At 39.8% G+C, this 17,005-nt stretch carries 16 protein-coding genes; 4 read left to right on the top strand and 12 right to left on the bottom strand.

Annotation, left to right across the window (positions count from 1 at the left end):
- Positions 1-3: 3 nt before the first annotated feature.
- The gene (rhaB, locus tag ACLKML_RS04140; RefSeq protein WP_413282479.1) at positions 4-1,449 is read right to left on the bottom strand and encodes a rhamnulokinase; all 1,446 of its coding nucleotides are present in this window, start codon (positions 1,447-1,449) and stop codon (positions 4-6) included.
- Between the two features lie 212 nt (positions 1,450-1,661).
- On the opposite strand from rhaB, the gene ACLKML_RS04135 reads away from it, so the two are divergent.
- Entirely contained in the window at positions 1,662-2,633 is a 972-nt protein-coding gene (locus ACLKML_RS04135; RefSeq protein ID WP_413282478.1) for an RNA-guided endonuclease InsQ/TnpB family protein, read from the top strand.
- Positions 2,634-2,959: 326 nt separating this feature from the next.
- Here the strand turns inward: ACLKML_RS04135 and rhaM are convergent, their stop codons facing one another.
- Together rhaM and ACLKML_RS04125 are read right to left on the bottom strand one after the other, a co-directional pair.
- Positions 2,960-3,283 carry an L-rhamnose mutarotase gene (rhaM, locus tag ACLKML_RS04130; protein ID WP_413282477.1) on the bottom strand — a complete coding sequence of 108 codons (324 nt, stop codon included), beginning with the start codon at positions 3,281-3,283 and terminating at the stop codon, positions 2,960-2,962.
- 12 nt (positions 3,284-3,295) lie between these two features.
- A complete protein-coding gene (locus ACLKML_RS04125) occupies positions 3,296-5,026 on the bottom strand; it encodes a purine-cytosine permease family protein (RefSeq protein ID WP_413282476.1) in 1,731 nt (576 codons plus the stop codon).
- 354 nt (positions 5,027-5,380) lie between these two features.
- On the opposite strand from ACLKML_RS04125, the gene ACLKML_RS04120 reads away from it, so the two are divergent.
- On the top strand, positions 5,381-6,184 hold the full coding sequence (locus ACLKML_RS04120) for a helix-turn-helix domain-containing protein (RefSeq protein ID WP_413282475.1): 804 nt from the start codon (positions 5,381-5,383) through the stop codon (positions 6,182-6,184).
- A gap of 63 nt (positions 6,185-6,247) precedes the next feature.
- On the opposite strand, the gene ACLKML_RS04115 is transcribed toward ACLKML_RS04120, so the two are convergent.
- From ACLKML_RS04115 to ACLKML_RS04085, 7 genes are all read right to left on the bottom strand, one after another.
- On the bottom strand, positions 6,248-6,487 hold the full coding sequence (locus ACLKML_RS04115; RefSeq protein WP_413282474.1) for a zinc ribbon domain-containing protein: 240 nt from the start codon (positions 6,485-6,487) through the stop codon (positions 6,248-6,250).
- A 13-nt stretch (positions 6,488-6,500) separates the two neighbouring features.
- Entirely contained in the window at positions 6,501-7,004 is a 504-nt protein-coding gene (locus ACLKML_RS04110; protein WP_413282473.1) for a GNAT family N-acetyltransferase, read from the bottom strand.
- Complete coding sequence (locus ACLKML_RS04105) at positions 6,995-7,261, bottom strand: DUF1778 domain-containing protein (protein ID WP_413282472.1); 267 nt, start codon at positions 7,259-7,261, stop codon at positions 6,995-6,997. Before ACLKML_RS04105 ends, ACLKML_RS04110 begins: the two co-directional genes overlap by 10 nt.
- 294 nt (positions 7,262-7,555) lie before the next feature.
- Entirely contained in the window at positions 7,556-7,846 is a 291-nt protein-coding gene (locus ACLKML_RS04100) for a hypothetical protein (RefSeq protein ID WP_413282471.1), read from the bottom strand.
- Between the two features lie 325 nt (positions 7,847-8,171).
- The gene (locus ACLKML_RS04095) at positions 8,172-9,011 is read right to left on the bottom strand and encodes a DUF4062 domain-containing protein (RefSeq protein ID WP_413282470.1); all 840 of its coding nucleotides are present in this window, start codon (positions 9,009-9,011) and stop codon (positions 8,172-8,174) included.
- Between the two features lie 346 nt (positions 9,012-9,357).
- Positions 9,358-10,176 carry a hypothetical protein gene (locus tag ACLKML_RS04090; protein WP_413282469.1) on the bottom strand — a complete coding sequence of 273 codons (819 nt, stop codon included), beginning with the start codon at positions 10,174-10,176 and terminating at the stop codon, positions 9,358-9,360.
- Positions 10,177-10,390: 214 nt separating this feature from the next.
- A complete protein-coding gene (locus ACLKML_RS04085; protein ID WP_413282468.1) occupies positions 10,391-11,872 on the bottom strand; it encodes a P-loop ATPase, Sll1717 family in 1,482 nt (493 codons plus the stop codon).
- A gap of 358 nt (positions 11,873-12,230) precedes the next feature.
- On the opposite strand from ACLKML_RS04085, the gene ACLKML_RS04080 reads away from it, so the two are divergent.
- Positions 12,231-13,253 (top strand): IS110 family transposase, encoded by a 1,023-nt coding sequence (locus ACLKML_RS04080; RefSeq protein ID WP_413282467.1) that lies wholly within the window; start codon positions 12,231-12,233, stop codon positions 13,251-13,253.
- Positions 13,254-13,684: 431 nt separating this feature from the next.
- On the opposite strand, the gene ACLKML_RS04075 is transcribed toward ACLKML_RS04080, so the two are convergent.
- Positions 13,685-14,470: a sulfite exporter TauE/SafE family protein gene (locus ACLKML_RS04075; protein WP_413282466.1), complete on the bottom strand. Its 786-nt coding sequence runs from the start codon at positions 14,468-14,470 to the stop codon at positions 13,685-13,687.
- Positions 14,471-14,485: 15 nt separating this feature from the next.
- Positions 14,486-15,397 carry an NAD(P)-dependent oxidoreductase gene (locus tag ACLKML_RS04070; RefSeq protein ID WP_413283724.1) on the bottom strand — a complete coding sequence of 304 codons (912 nt, stop codon included), beginning with the start codon at positions 15,395-15,397 and terminating at the stop codon, positions 14,486-14,488.
- Positions 15,398-15,537: 140 nt separating this feature from the next.
- Between ACLKML_RS04070 and ACLKML_RS04065 the strand changes: the two genes are divergently transcribed.
- Complete coding sequence (locus tag ACLKML_RS04065; RefSeq protein WP_413282465.1) at positions 15,538-16,878, top strand: PLP-dependent aminotransferase family protein; 1,341 nt, start codon at positions 15,538-15,540, stop codon at positions 16,876-16,878.
- Positions 16,879-17,005 lie beyond the last annotated feature (127 nt).

Raw genomic sequence — 17,005 nt, 5'->3', positions numbered from 1 at the left:
ACCTTATTTAGTTATTTTTTGGAATTGAGATTTGATTTGTTCCAATCCCTCAATAGGGTTTGCAGTAAAACTCTTTGCGTCTGAAGAGGCATCAATGATTTTTCGTCCTTCTTCCAACGAATTAATCAAGTCGGATGCGATAAATTGATTAATGACATTACCCAACGCGGAAGCTTCCGTCGGTTCGGTTGATACTTTAACTTGGCAAACGTCTGCACAAAGTTGATTTAGAAATAAGTCTTGTGTCCCACCACCAACGATACGTAACTCAGTAATTGGTTTTCCAGTGACTTCCTCAAGTTCAGTAATTACTTTGTCATACGCCAGTACTAAACTGTCGTAGATACAACGAATGATTTCTGTCAGTGTTTCTGGTACTTCAAGATCTCGTTTCTTAAACCAATTCTTGACGGCACATGTCATCGATTGTGGGTTCAAGAAATCGTTATCATTTGGATTCAAAATATACTTAAACGGTTCACCTTGACGAGCCAAGATAGATATGTCTGAAAATGTAATCGATGGGTTCTCTGCTTTAAGGCGCTGAATCAGCCATAAACCCATAATATTTTTTAGAACTCGATAATGCCCATCCACGCCGCCTTCATTAGTTAAATTGTACTGATAGGCGACCTCACCTGTATAAGGCTCAAAACTTTCGACTCCCACCAAAGACCAAGTACCAGAACTGAGATAGGCCATTGACTCATGGTCAATAGGGGTAGCAGCGACTGCTGAGGCGGTATCATGGCTTGCTACAGAACACACAGGAATTTGAACATCACCGATTTGATATTGACCGATTATCCGATTAGGCATCATGGGTGGTAGAAACCACTCCATTTTTGCACCACAGGCATTAATTAATTGCTTGTTCCAGGTTTTTTCTTTACATTCCAACAGTTGACTAGTGGAAGCATTGGTATATTCACAATGTTTTACTCCACTAAGCTTATAATTCAGGTAATCGGGAATAAATAACAATGTATCTATATCAGAAAACCATTCTGGTTCCTCATCAGCAATGGCTTTTAACTGATAGAGTGTATTAAATGGTAAAAACTGAATACCGGTTTGATGATAAATCTGTTCACGTGTGAGTTGACTATCTTGAAGTAATTTATCTAATGAACCTTCAGTACGCTCATCTCGATAACTAACAAAATTCCCCAGATGATGGCCAAACTTATCCAATAAAACAAAATCCACGCCCCACGTATCAATACCCAGTGAAATAATATCTAAACCAGAAGAAAGCACTTTATTAATACCTATCTTTATCTCTTCTAATATGAAATAAAGATCCCAGCATGATTGTCCATCATTCATCACTTGTTGATTCAGAAAACGATGAAACTCTTCGATCTCAATTTTTTCGTTATCTAAGTAACCAACCATGACACGCCCACTTGACGCCCCGAGATCTATTGCAATCACAGCTTTTTTCATGAATACCACTCCGTTGTTCTTTAGTCGTATTACATCGTTTTTTCCAACGAAATAACTTCACAAATCCTCCATAAAAAACGTATCTCGTGCGTTTTTCTCAAGAAGCTAATGCGATATTTCAAACTTTTGATAACTTGTATATTTGTGCTGGATAACTTTGAACATAAAGCTTGCGCAATCTCGCCATTTTAAGGGCGAGTCAAGGAACTACCATGCTAACTGGCATCAAGCTACGAGCTAACCCTACATCCAATCAAAAACTGGTACTAAGTCAGTGGATGGGCTGTGCGCGTAGTATTTGGAATGCCAAAGTCGATGAAGAAAGGTATTACCGTACTTTTGCGCGTAAGTATTATCCAATTGGTACTTATGCCCCTATTGATCAGAAAGCATCGCAATTCAAATCTAAAGAGCTATCACCTTGGCTCTATCAGTGTCCTAGCCAGATAATCCGCAACAGTGCTGTTAACTGGTATCAGACTTACCAAAAGTTCATGAAAGGCGCGTGTGGACGACCTAAGCGCAAGCCTAAAACTGATCGCGGTAGCATCTACCTTACTCGCGAGGTGTTCCGCTTCGACCGTTGCGAAGATGGCAATTCACGCCTATTTATCGGCACGAAGACTAACAATATTGGTTACTTATCTTTTAAAGCTCATAGTAAGTTCGAGATCCCGAACTCGCTTTATGTGCGTAAAGAGCGTGGTCAATATTATGTGTCTTTCTGTTATGAGAATGGTAATAGTGAAGATGGGTTGTCTAGCAATTCTGAGCATTTAGCGTTCCTGCAAGGTTCAACAAAAGAGTATCTGGAAGAAAGCGTTATCGGTGTAGACCGTGGTGTTGCCATCCCTGCTCATGCTGGCTCAATGACGTTCGACTTCTGTGATAATCAGAAAAAGAAGATGAGCAAAGCTGATCGCTACATTAAGCGACTACAGCGTAAGTTGGCGCATCAGGTAAAAGGCTCAAATCGCAGGAAAAAAACTAAGCACCCTATTGCTACGCATCATGTTAAAAAGGCGAACATACGTAATGACTTTGCGCATAAAACCAGTCGTTCATTAGTCGATAGTCAAGCTAAGGTTATTGTGTTCGAGGCTCTAAGAACCTCAAGCATGACGCGCAAACCAAAGGCAAAGCAGGACGAACAAGGTCGATATGTGTCAAACGAAGTCAGATAGTGGACGTGGAGGCAATCGTAAGACTAGCCGAGCCAAAAGCTCGACTAGCGGTGTCCAACGAAGCGTCAAAAAAGAAAAGTTAGCGGCTTAGGCTGTTATCTTGGAAGCTCGCTGCTTTAGCTGCGAGTAGTTCACTTGAGAATTACTGATGTGAGCATTGTGAAGATATAATATCTATTATTTCACACTTACTTTTAAGCAAGAGATTCGTAGTATCCTAAAGAGTAACTCGATACTTTATATGGTAATTATCGAAATTTAACTAATGTTAAAAAAGAAAAAACCTCGCTAAATTGCGAGGTTTTGCAATGACAGTAAAAAACATATCAGGCCAGATAAAATACTGAAGTTAACTCTATAGATTGTGGAGATTTATCAGGATTAGTCTCCATGATATCTTGCATATATGACCACCATTTTTGACATATTTCAGTACTGGCAACTTGCAACCAAAGCTCTTCATTCTCGATTTCAACATACCCAAATAGTTGATTGGTTCCTTCATGAAGAAAAATGGAATAGTTATGGCCACCATGACGCTTTAAAACATCCACTAATTCAGGCCAAATTTCATCATGTCGTAGTTTATATTCTGCCTTACAGTCTTCATTTAACTGCATGACAAAAGATTTACGAATAACGTCATTCATAAGTAAGCACTCCTAAGCCTTGTCACGCAATATGATCCAAGTCGTTGCGGTAATAAAATAAGTTACGGTAGGATAAATAGCGAATGCCTTGAAAGATTCAAATGCAATTTGATAATCGGAACCTGCTCCCCAGACTCTCAATGCAGAAATAAGCATGGCAGCTAGAGATGCTAAAGCTATCGCTCCTGTGATTTTTTCAAGCTTACTTGCTGTCTTCGTTTCAGTTTGCTGTTTAGTTTCCAGTTTGGCTTGTTTTGCATGATAAGCTTCCCGCTCCTCTAACTCTTTATTATATTCTGCTTCCTGTTCTCGATAATCTTCAGCTGCACCCATTGATTTAGCTAACAAAATATAAATAGCCATAGATAGCAAATAAGTTGGCACAAATAAGAAGAATAAATGTAAGAAGCCTAATTGCTCACAGGTAACAGCAAACACCACACCGATAGCCCAAGTAATGAGTGCTGCTTTATTTAATTCATTTCCTTGGTACTTAGACCACAAAGGCGTTAGACCAAGCTTTTTAAATATCCAGTGCTCCGACACAATAATAGCGCCAACTGGAGCTAAAAGTAGGCCCATATACCCAACAAAGTCGAGTAAGCGCGTAAATACAAATGGAAAACAAGCGATAATAGCTGTTATCACACCAACAATTGTCGTGATATACGCACGTGATTTATTTGGGAAAATACTTTGAATGGCCAAACCTGCACGATAGATCGTTGGGTTAGATGTTGTCCAACCAGCAATGATAACGGCAATAATACCTGTTGCTCCAAGCACTGCATACGCAATACCTCCAGCATCTAAGTTAGACATATTTGTTTGCATAAGTAACATCGCTCCTGCGCCCATGACACCAGCACAAATCCACGCGATATAGTGACCAAAGAACATACCAAACGCAGAAAAGTAACCGTATTTTGTATTCTTTGCAAAACGTAATAAAGCCATATCACCTAGAGACCCATGCATTGCTAAGTTACATACCCAAGCGAAAGCTGCAATCTGCCAAAATGTCATTGATGGTGACCCGTCTGGTGTTTTCCCTGTCCAAATGTATTGATCTGCAAGCGTCAAAAACTGACTAAAGCCTGTGAAAGTTTCACCATTGCCAACGTTACTTAATGCAGGCAGAGCTACCATACCGCCAGTGACAAAAACAACTAATAACCATGGAGAGCATACTGTCGCGAACTGAGCACATTTTTGAAAACCCAGTACCGCAATAGCAACAACAATCGCTCCCACAGCAAGAGCAACTGCAACAAACCCTGCACTATTTGGATACCAATGTGTTTGTGCTGGAATATCAAATAAAATACGCACAGCTGAAGCTGATACGGTAATCATCGCGCCTCCTAAGGCACAAAACAACACAGCATTGACCACGTTATAAACTTTATTAAATCCAGGCCCTGCTACTCGACGTAGGTATTCATAAACGGTTAATCGAGATTGAGTGGCTATAGGCGCAGTAATAAGAGCCCAGGTTAATACAGCCATCATGTTACCAACCAGTAAGCCCACCAAAATGTCGAAAGTACTGGCACCCCATGCAACAAAAGCTGCACCGATAACAAATTCAGTCCCAGCTACGTGTTCTCCAGAATAAGAACCAAGAAAATGTCGCCAACCAAGCAATTTATGTTTAGGCACTCGCTCTTGTTCATATTCATTAAGTGTACCGTCATTTACTTTTTTTTCTTCAGATTTTGTAGAGGTAATCGTTACAGACATGAATGTCTCCTTGCTATTTGTAAGCTTATTTTTATACCTTTAACTTAATTATTTAAGTGTCGTTTTCGTTAATTTCCCGCTGAATTACCGCACATTATCCATGTAGCATGTAGGGAGATTAGAAGTAGCTTACAAACCTGACAAATTTAAACCTTGGATAATTCACATCAGGAATCGATATTTTGGTGAGTTTTTTAAGGTGTGCAACTCTACCTTCACATTTTTGAACATATCACTAAAAGAGTAGTGAAAAGTGCGATATTCCACGAGGAAAAGCTAACTTAAAGCTTATAGATTCAAACGACATTAAAAGTAGAGGTTAAAATGATCTATCTAAAGTCGAGAGAATTTTTCATGAATTCGTGCTGTCCGATTACCACTGAACTACGCTCTCCTCAAGAACCTTATCCTGAGCACGCACATTCATTTGAAGAAATAATTATTGTGTCGCAGGGCAGCGGTACACATGTAATGAATGATGTTCCCATGAATCTCAGCAAAAACTATGTCTGCTTTGTAAAAAAAGAGGACCGTCATTTATTCGATACAGTAGATGATCTGTATTTGAGTAATATATTATTTGAAAAAAATAAACTCCAATTATGTTCAGACGTTAAACGATTTTTACCAAATGAATCAGACAAAGACACTGGTTGGTTTATCAATGAAAACACGGCACAATCTGTTCGCAAGTTAATTGAACGTTTACATATAGAATCGCATTTAAACAATGAAGAATCACTAATGATCGCTCAATTCATTTTTCAGCAAATTATTGTTGAATTGTGGAGAGGCAAAATAAAGAATGTCGACTGGTTAAATACCAATGACAAAGTCATTTATGCTTTATCACAAATTCAACAAAATTATGCAGACGTAAAAGAACTAGATGAAGTTGCTGAAGCCGTAAAACTCTCTTCACGTCAATTAACTAACAGTATTAAAAAATTGACAGGAATGAACTTTAATCAATACTTGCATTACACACGTACCTGCAAAGCGTTATCTGAAATTATTTATACAGATCAATCAATTACGGATATAGCGTTTAAAGTTGGTTATCAGGACAGTAATTATTTTTCTACTAAATTTAAACAAATCTTTAATCAAACGCCGAGAGAGGCTCGCATAAATCACCCACTTTTATATAAAAAGTGACTACTCACCGCCCGTTGGGCGATGCTTCTTATTTCGTTAGCCAGTGCTCGATAGTATCGAGGCTTACGCAGCTTCCATAAGCAGAAACGACTGTCCAGCCGCTTTTAATTCTAGAATACCTTTATCACGAATATTAAGAGCGACATTTAGATCCCGATCTATATCCGTAGCGCCACAAGATGGGCAATCCCACTTGCGAACTGATAAGGGCATGCCTTCCATTTTATGGCCGCAACAGTGGCATGTTTTAGAGCTGGCGTACCATTGATCGAGCTTAACAAGGTGTTTGCCGTTCTCTTTCAATGTTACTCAGGTTTCAATTACGAATCGTTTTTTCAATATCACAAACTCTTGCCATTAACATAAGTGGGTGAACTTTCGATTCTTGGAAACCAAACTTTTTGTAGAAGGATTGAGCGCGTTCGTCTATCGCATGAACAAGAATACCGGCCCCACCAATAGCATTCATAGCGCTCATTGAGCGTAGTAGGCAATCTTTAAGCAAGCCAACTCCTATATTATTACTATGGTAATTTTCATCTACAGCAAGGCGGGCAAGTATCACCATTGGAATGGGATCTGGGCTGTTTCGCTTTAGAGCACTAAAAGCCTGTTCCCTTTGAACTGAACCCATTGCAATTGCATAATATCCCACCACTTTTTCAGTTACAGAGTCGGTCACAACGTAGACTCGCGCATGGCCTCGTCTTTGACTTTTAAAAGCATTCTTAGATAACCAATTATCCAGTTCAGGGACACCGCACTGGAACCCACTAATGTTGTGCTCACGCATTAGCAATGTAGGTGCTATTATTCCCACGGCGTTTTTCTGCTTAAGAGATCTTTAATGCCTTCGTTTGCTTGAGGTTCGGCATTGAGTGCGTTCTCAAATGCTTCAAATGCTTTTTCTTCAAGTAGAAAGTCTCTTTGGTTAGCCAATACGCTTTGTGCTTCATTGAGGGCTGCTTGCTGTATGAATACCGTTCTGTCTACCTTCTGTAAACTCGCGGCAGCATCAATGATATCGCGGACGGACGGTAACACCCGCATATTTATTGGAGCTGATTTCGTAGCCATAATACTCACCTGTATATCTATTACATACACATAATAATCTATATGTGTGTGTAGTCAATAACTACACAGGTATTTCTAAGACTTGCCTGTTTCTGAGCATAAGCTTGTTCGCATATCTCGCGCTGAAACATTGATGGACAAAGGCGTGCCAACGCTTCTCCTAAATTAGCAACTCATGAATAACTATGGGTATGGCAAAGCTACTGAGAAGAGCTAGTGCGATCAGTAAAATCGCACTAACAAAAGGGTTGGTTCAGGTACGGACTAAGTGATTTCTAGTTAACGCCTGTTAACTTAATTACGACACTTATATATTTCAATATTTGTTGCAACGGCGTCATTGCTGGATAGAATTGAAATTGGGGTAGAAGAGATCATCTTATACGAGTCACCACCCTTTTTAACAACCGTTTTCTGTATGTAACTCACCGTATTGAAAGGCGCGGTTTCTAGATACTCTATCGATTTAAACACGCAATTTTCAGTGCTACTAATCGATCTGACCTGTCTCATTTCTTTCGTTGGTTTTGAAACACAGCCTGCCATTGTGAACATGATTGCTGTAATAAAAAGCACTTTTTTCATATGCTACTCCTTGATTAAAAAAAAGGATACCACAGACAAAAACAAAAAGCCTCGGTGTTCATTATTCCTATTATGACAAATGTGCGACTTTGCTATCAAAAACAACCCTCAGACCGCCTAAAATGCTTTAAGTAGATATTTTTGGCGCTTGTTTAGATCAATATGCCACCATATCACTTTGTGAGTTTTGGGTGTCAGATGAGTTAAATTTGGTCAAAATCCACCCGACCGAGTCACGTAGGCTTTTTGGCGAAACTGACAATGGGGCAGAGATGAATTAGCCATCAACAGATGATATTCTTCACGTTGAGGGTTTTGTATATATTTATAGCTCAATCATATCAGCAACTTGGTATCCAAAATTGGTAATTTCGAATATCTCACCTTTATAACCCCTTTCAACAAGAAGACCCTTCAATACAAGCTCATCAATAGCGGCTTCCCAGCGAGCCACTTCTCGACGTTCATTAGACTCTATGAAATTCTTACTATTGGTTTGAACGTTAGTTCCACCGAGATGGCGCAAATGCATAACCGTCCCATTTCGGTCTTGACTGGTTTCTTTAAGAAGAATTTGGGACTCATAGGAAAGCTGTGGTAATGGGGTTTTGGACTGTACAACGTCAACAGTAGTTGAAATAGAGGTTGTTTGAAATAGTGGGTGTTGATTGAGCTTAAGTTGTAACTGGCGATAAAACTTATCTTTAAAGCTTGAACGACTATCATAGCTTTCGTACAAGCTTCTATTTTGACAAGACTCTTTAAATGCTTTTAATTGCGCATATTGTTCTGGTTCAACAGTATCAAGCGCCACAGGCTGGCTGGAAAAATAAAGCATTGCGGGTTTGGTTGATTTGATATGTTCTTCAATTTCTTCGACAGTTCCGCTGACATATTCTGTGGTAGGTGTACCAATCCGAGTCCAAAACACACCTACCAACAAGTCACATCTATCGAGCACTTGATTGTTGATTATTTCTTGTGCTTGACCACCCATTTCTGGTGAAGAGTGGGTTTCCCAACCGACTGGTAATAAAGCAATATTTCTGGGTTCAGAATTAACAGCATTCCATTCATATATGACATCCCGAATGATTGCTCGCTCAGATGATACATCGCCTGGTGAAGCGATCATTACATTGAATACTTTTGCTTCATAACTCATTTAACTCTCCTTGCAAACAGTCGTGGTTCGCACTATCAATAGGCCAGAATTATATAAAACCAAGCAAATAATGATGTATTAGATAAATTAGGTCAAACACGGATAGTTAAGTGTAATGCGAGAAGAAGCTCTAAAAAGAAAAGGAGCATAAACGTGCCAGAACAGATTGGACTAGCACGAGTATGGACATTTATGAGTTAGCTATTTTGCTAATTTAGTGAATTACGGATTAGTTGATGTATGGGAAAGCAACACCTAATTAACAGCAAAAAAATAGTCGACTAAAAAATCAACTCTTTTTTGTCCTTATTTAATTTATTGTTAGCCGCATCTCCCATATTACCCATTAAGCCTTCTTCAAATGCTTACTTACCTTATTAGGTAGTTTCATTTTTGTCTCAAGCCATTGAAGCGAGAGTTTTGCCTCATTTGGTGCATGTATTCCAGTGAGAAAGTCTAAGGTTGTAACTGCCACAGAGGTGGTTATATTGAAATTTTCATTGGGGATTTCTGCGAAATCTATGTTTGTCGATTCAAACCATGGGTTATATTCGTAAAATGCCTCAATAAGACTTTGATCCATCTTTCTGAGGGTTTCTTGTATCGAAGGCACACCAATTAACTGCCTTAATCCGAAAACATAACTATCTAGTGCAAACAAATAGCCAGAGTTAAAATTAACGCCGAAAGAGTTATAACGATTATCAGGATTTCCATAGGCTTCAATATTATTGATGAAATCTGATACTGAGAAAATATCAACTGACTCAGCAACAGCCGAATGAATCTTGATTGCCTCATTAGGTTTCGTTTTAACGCTTGAGAGTTGCTTTTCTATTGAGCAGGCTTCTTGGTGAAGGGCAACAATAGGATGGCCACGGAACCGCTTTTTATTAACAGCGATTCCCCTCATAAGGAGAAAAGCCTTTAAGTATTTTTCGAGCGCTTGAGACGCAGCCCAGAAGAACGCACGATGCATACCTTTTTGCGCTAAAAACCGAGCAGTTACGTAGTCCTCATCGGCAGGTGTAACGAAAGAATCGGTGATGACTTTAACAATGTATTTTTCTATATCAGCTTGCATTTTTTCAGGCAATTTTTCGAAGTGTTCAAGATCGTCTTCACACTTGAAACTGTATTTGTAGATCAATTCTCTTTCATTCATCAAATCCTGAATCCTTGCTCGCTGTTGGCTGAGAGCCTAACGCCCAATTAACGGACAAATAATTGTGGGCTAAAATAGTCAACAAAGTGAGCAAAAGTCGACTGTTATTTTCAAGGGGGATACCCCCTGTATAACTTTTTGTATCCCAAAATGTAAAAGATCACCGTTATATACGGTAGTCGATTTGTAAGGAGCAGCCCGTCTCCTCCGTCAGTTAATAAACTTCTCTAAATAACTGCTCGAAGATGAAGTGGACTAACAACTTTTGGTCTTGAGCTAATTTAATCTCATCCCCAAAGGTATGGTGCGGCAGGTACTTATATTTAAAAAATACATGCCCCTTGTCATTTCTCATTCCAATGAAAGAACGCTCGTACAGATCTTCCAATACTCTTTCAGCATCTAAATTGGCTTTATTAAGTTTTGGAATAATATCCCCTACAGTAGGTTCTGTTTTATTGATAATTGATAGAGCACTCAATATAGAGTCTATTTCTCTGTCTGAATAAAACGATGAAAGCTCACTTTTAAACTCATCTCTTACGTATGTACCGAACTGAATAACAAGCTTGTCCGTCTCTTCTTTAGTTAGAGGGTAGCTATACTCGCGCTGACTTAATGGTGAAAAGTAGGCTATTAAATCTCTAGGGCGACAAAATGTTCTGTCTAAAACCTCTTTAAATGGCGAATTAGTTAGCGTTACCCAGTTGGCATTCTTCGTACCACGAGTATCTTTAAAAGCTCGTGCAATTCTTCGTTCGATAAAAGACTTCAGTTCTGGCGCTTCTTCACCTTGAGTATACCAATTTAAAGGCACACCATAAGAACCAAAAAATTTATTCAAATCACTTTCTTTACTGACTAGGAGTCTTTCTACGTCATCTCTCAGTAAAACGATACACTTAAAATTAAAGCAGTTCCAAGTCGCATTAATCTCTTTGGTTGCCCTTAGAAGACATATCAAATTTTCAACACTTTCTTTTTTACTAACTTTAAAGCCAATATCTAGGTCATCAAAAATCAAACAGTAATTGTTGTCGTTGTTGGAGTCTTTAGCGCATCGAAGTAGTTTCCCAATAACTGTTTCTAGATCCGAAAGAATCTCATAAATTGTTGGTGAGTTTCTTAAGTTCTTGATGCTTGTCATTCCGTTAACTTTCATAAATGACTTTAGAGGCTTTGCATCTACGCCAAAAGATGTTTCGTTACCTAGTGATTTAGTAAGCTCAGAGCTTGTAATTTTCTGCTCCGTTATTCGAATTCCGCCTCTATTAACTTCTAAGAACTCCTTCAACTTATCAAACGCCTTAAGGTCTTCAAAAACACATTCATGTTTGACTAGTAAATCAATCAAATTAACCATCACAAGCCATTTGTAAAAATCAAGTCCTAACACTGCACTTGACTCCAAACCTTGTAGTTTTAGCTCTCTCTCGATAGAGTCATGCTTTATTATTCTACATTGGGCTGTGGGTTCTTGGTTCATGCTGCCTTGTATATAATTGGCAAGTGCACTTTTCCCTGCACCTTTTCGGCCAACAACCACAAATCGCTGACTGCTTAGTTTTTCTACAACTTCTAGATCATCAAAGAAAACGTCAGCCAATTTTACTGAGGATGTAGCGTTAGCTTCTCCTTCTGCCTCCAAGACCCCAAGATCTATCTTGTTGGAACCTTTATTTTTCTTAAAAAACATACAAACCTTGCTAACCAATTGATACTTAAGGCTATTGTATAGAAATTATATATTTAATTAATAAATGAAAGTCACAATTCCCGAGTATTTCTGGTGATTGCGAACGCTCCTCGCTTCCTCTCGATGTTAGCATAATTGTTTCTTTAAAATTAAACTAAATATCAGTGACAAGAATGTATTACAATATGTTAGGGAGAAGGACAGCGAGCGCTGGAAATTATTGGATTCGTATAACTTTTAGTAGGGAAAATGGCCCCCTCTTTAACTGTTTAGAGTATTTTATCTAAGTTGATGTATGGAATCCACTCCCTCCTTAGCAATCTACACTTAGGAGAGAGAGAAAACCGAGGGTTCCAATATGTTGACTAAAAATGTTATCGCTATTGACTTAGCAAAAAATGTTCTTCAAGCGTGCCATATCAGCATTCATGGTGAGCTACTGTCCAATAAACCTCTGAGTCGCCAGAAAATGAAAGAGTTCCTAGCAAAAGCTAAACCTTCGATTGTCGCCATGGAAGGTTGCTGCGGTTGCCATTACTGGGGACAATTAGCAGAAAAATTTGGACACCAAGTACGGATCATCAATCCTAAGAAAGTAAAAGGGTACTTGGAAGGCCATAAAACTGATCACAATGATGCTCTTGCTATCGCTAACGCAGCTATCCAAATCGGTATCAAATATAGTCGTCCAAAATCGCTTGAACAGCAATCCATGGAAAGTAGTCGTCGTTTCTTATCTCGCAGTGTGGTTTCTTTGGGACAGCATATTCGAGGCACCATTTTAGGCTATGGCATTGCTAACCCTAAAGGTGAAAAAGGATTAAAAACATCGGTTCAAACAGTGCTTGATGGAGAGACATCAATACCAGTAAATGTTGTATCCGTTCTGTCCATGCTGTGGGATCAATATAAAGAACTGAAAGCAAAACTCATCGCGTTCGAAAAAGAGAAAAATGCTTTAACCCGTCAGATAGAACCATGCCAACGATTAATGGAAATTGAAGGTGTTGGTGAAACAACTGCTGCGATGCTCTATACAACTCTTGGTGATGGAAAGCAGTTCAAGAATGGAAGACAAGCTTCAGCGTTTGTTGGTCTTACGCCGAAACAACACAGTTCAGGTGGCAAAGTCTTTATGATTGGGATCGATAAATGCGGTGGTGTGAAGGAGCTACGCTCGCTTCTTTATCTTGGTGCAATGTCTTACGTTGGACGACTACCCGAAAAACCGAGGACTCAAAAGGATGCTTGGTTGAGAAGCATCATAGATCGTATCGGCTTCAAGAAGGCCTGCATTGCACTGGCTAACAAAGTGGTACGGACTGCATGGGCAATGCTTCGGTATGGGACTGGATATAAACCAGTATTACTCACTAATTAATCACTAACAAATTCTAAAATTTTACAAAATGATGATGCATAAAAGGTAAGACCAACCTACTGAAAACCTGACCAAAATGTGACGTTTTAAGAGACTGATAACTCGATGAGGACGGTAGGTGCGCAAACATCAAAGGCTAGAAGGTAGCTCCTTCACCAAGAAGCCGAATATACGTACGCATCTTAACTTTTATTAATTATTTCACTTTGTAAATACGTGGATTCCATATAGATTTTGGGGCATAAACGCGTTTGAAGCTTCGGTCGAAATTTACCCATCATAGATGTTTTTCACATCCCAAACAGCAGAACGGCACCACTTCAAGTGATGCCACTCGTGCTCGAAAATGGACAATTCCAATCATCTCACTCAGTACGTTTTATGCTTTTAAATCTCTCCCTTAGAATAGCTAGGACTTCGTACCACTTTAGCTATGCAACAAAGAACTTATATCCTAGCGAGCACATTAGCAAACTCAAAGAAAGTGAAATTGTTTTCTGGACTAACTTGGGGCCATATCTTATCGCTGAATTACTGCCTACATGATTACCAAACAGATTCATGACCACCAATGGAACTGCCAACAAGTACAAGACATTCCCAGAAAAAATGAACGCTATAAGGGCTCCAACATTTGATGAAAAATTAAAGAGCTTCGAGGTAGCCGATGCACCAACCAAGTCAAACTTCAGCAGATAGTGTAATGCCAGTATTAAAAAGCTTCCTGTACCTGGGCCAAAAAAACCATCATAGAAACCAATAACAAAAACAGTGGCAGGCACGCCAAACCTAATCATATTTTTGCTAACATTCTCGTTTGTTTCTTGCGATTTCTTTCTCTTAGGGATAAACGAAACAATGATACCAAAAGGCAGCATACCCAAGATAATTTTACCGATTGTATCAGGGTGAAAATACAGTATTGCTTGCGCACCTACATACGCTCCCAACAGTCCTGCGGGTATACCTGTTGCCACCGCCGCCCAGACAACTCGTTTGTTTCGTATAAAGTTTCTTATAGCTGCTACCGTGCCTAACGTACTTACTATTTTCTCCTGTCCCAACGCAAGTTGAGGAGGCAGCCCTGCTAGTATAAAAGACGGGACAAGAATCAGCCCCCCACCTCCCGCGACGCTATCGATAAAGCCAGCAACAAATGCTGAAACCATGAGGATAATAAGTACCCAAAAAGTAATGTCATTTCCTAACCATTCCATGGATATCTTCCCCATCTATTCGTTATCATAGGCTTTTATAAGCACAGATGTATCCATACGACCAAAACCTAGGTCATGCAACAGGCGATATTGGTTATCAACTTCCTCCGTTAGTGGCAAAGACAACCCTTTTTTCTTGGCTTCGTTAAGGCAGAATCCAAGATCTTTGCGCATCCAGTCAATTGCGAATCCGAAATCAAACTGGTTTGAGGACATCGTGACGGCTCGGTTTTCCATTTGCCAAGAGCCAGCAGCGCCATGCTTAAGTACATCAACAACTTGCTCGATGCTCAGTCCTGATTTTTTAGCAAGAAGTACTGCCTCACTCAGTCCCTTTAACACCCCAACAATGCAAATTTGGTTTACCATCTTACATCTCTGCCCCTGCCCATTTTTACCCAGAAGATCAGCTTGATTTGAGTAGCTTGCTAGCACAGGTGAAATGGCTTCAAAAGTATGTTTTTGCCCACCACACATTACGGTAAGTACTCCATTCTCAGCACCTACCTGGCCTCCTGATACTGGAGCATCGATAAAACTTATCCCTTTTTCTGAACACTTTACTGCCAGTTCTTCAGCTAGTTCTGCTGATGTGGTCGTGTGGTCGAGCAAAATAGATCCTGGGCGCATACTGCTAAGTACGCCTGTATCACCGTATACAACGCTGCGCACGTCATCGTCATTTCCAACACAAACCACAACAACCTGCGCATCCTTAGCTGCATCGTAAGGAGTTGCCGCATACTGACCTGAATATTCGCTTGTCCAAGTTTCAGCCTTGGAAACAGTGCGGTTATAGACGGTAACATTAAAACTCTGCTTTGAAAGGTGACCCGCCATTGGGTATCCCATGACACCTAAGCCTATAAAAGCGACTTCTGAAATATTTATTGATTGATTCATTCTTTTTTTCCTTTTACTGACGATAATTAAGTCTATTGAAATAGATTAATTGATCTAAATGACATATGTCAATATGGATTTGTCACCTATGTTTATTAATTTTCCATTTCAATTAAACTAGGTCATAATCTGTGGAAGTCGTTGAAGTATTTGTAGGAGAGTCTGTGAGCAGCGCTAAGTTTGTTAAAATTGCAAAAATTATTGAGAATCGTATTGATAACGGAGAATACAAGCCCAACTCAAAACTACCGACTCACAGAGTGCTTGCCGCAGAACTTGAAACAACACCAGTTACCATCGCTAAAGCCTACAATCAGCTTGTCGATAAAGGTAGAGTCGAATCTTACGTTGGTAGGGGAACTTATGTATGCGAAAACTCCAACCTAGGTAAGGCCATTCAGGCTCCTGACCATTGCGATGATTTTAATTTCTCGATTCTCCAGCCATGTCTGTACAAAAATGTTAATGCACTTAAGCGAGTGTACACGATGACTGCGGATAGAATGACCTCTGAATTAATCGGGTACGTAGAACATTCTGGTCATGTAGCACACCGTCAGGCAGGAAGTACTTGGGCTAAGCATTTTGGATTAGAGGGTGGTAACGCCGCTAACACGATACTCACTAATGGTGCACAACATGCACTTTCACTACTGATAAACGCTCTGACAAAACCAGGTGACACAATTGCCGTAGAATGTCTGACTTATCCTGGTATTTTTGCAATAGCGAACCTTTCGGGTCGTAACATCGTCGGAGTCCCCATGGACGAGTATGGTGTATCACCAGAAGCTCTGGATTCAGTTATTTCCGAGCACAGGCCTAAGCTGGTTGTTGTTATACCGTCACATCAGAACCCCACTGGTATTACTATGCCCGAGTTTCGCCGTGAAGAAATAGCAGAAGTTATACGTAAACACCGTATTTGGCTCGTTGAAGATGATATCTACTGTTTTCTGGATGAAAAGCCAATCCCAGCGATTAGCAATTTTATACCTGAACAGTCATTTCACATTTCTGCTCTATCTAAAGCGATAAGCCCAGCAATGAGGTGTGGGTATATCAAAGCACCAGAGAGTCAAATTGCGCTCATAAATGCGCATATTCGTGCCAATATCTGGCTTCCTTCGCCGATGAACTTCAGCGCTGCCACTTTCCTTATCGAATCAGGTGAAGCGTTTGAGTTAGCCCAAACTCAGCGTATTATCGCTGAAGAGCGACAATCACTGGCCCGTCAAATATTACCGTCTATACAGTGTCGTTCCACTGGGTATCACATCTGGCTTCCTATTCCTAGCCAATGGAAAGCGGAACATCTGGTACACGAAGCGAAGTCCCAAAAACTTCTTGTCAGTAGTGGAAGCTATTTTGATGTTACTGGAGTGGAAGCTGGGCATATCCGCCTTTCATTAATGTCTGTCAGTACTGAAAAAAGGGTAAAAGAAGGCCTTACTAAGTTGAAATCTCTGCTGGATTCGAAAGTAAATACTACTTTCCCATTCTAAAAACTCGTACAGATAAGTAGTTTGTGAGGTACTTGTTAGTATAAATATCTTAAGTTTCTGACACCAAATCTTCAGTTGAATAGATATGCGAATGCGAAACTAGGCACTAATTGCTAAAAAGTGCACG

The organism is Vibrio sp. MA40-2, from assembly GCF_047302445.1.
In the GTDB taxonomy this organism is placed as follows: Bacteria; Pseudomonadota; Gammaproteobacteria; order Enterobacterales; family Vibrionaceae; genus Vibrio.
Note: the sequence above shows the minus strand (reverse complement) of the source record. Positions and strands in the feature narration are given on the sequence as shown.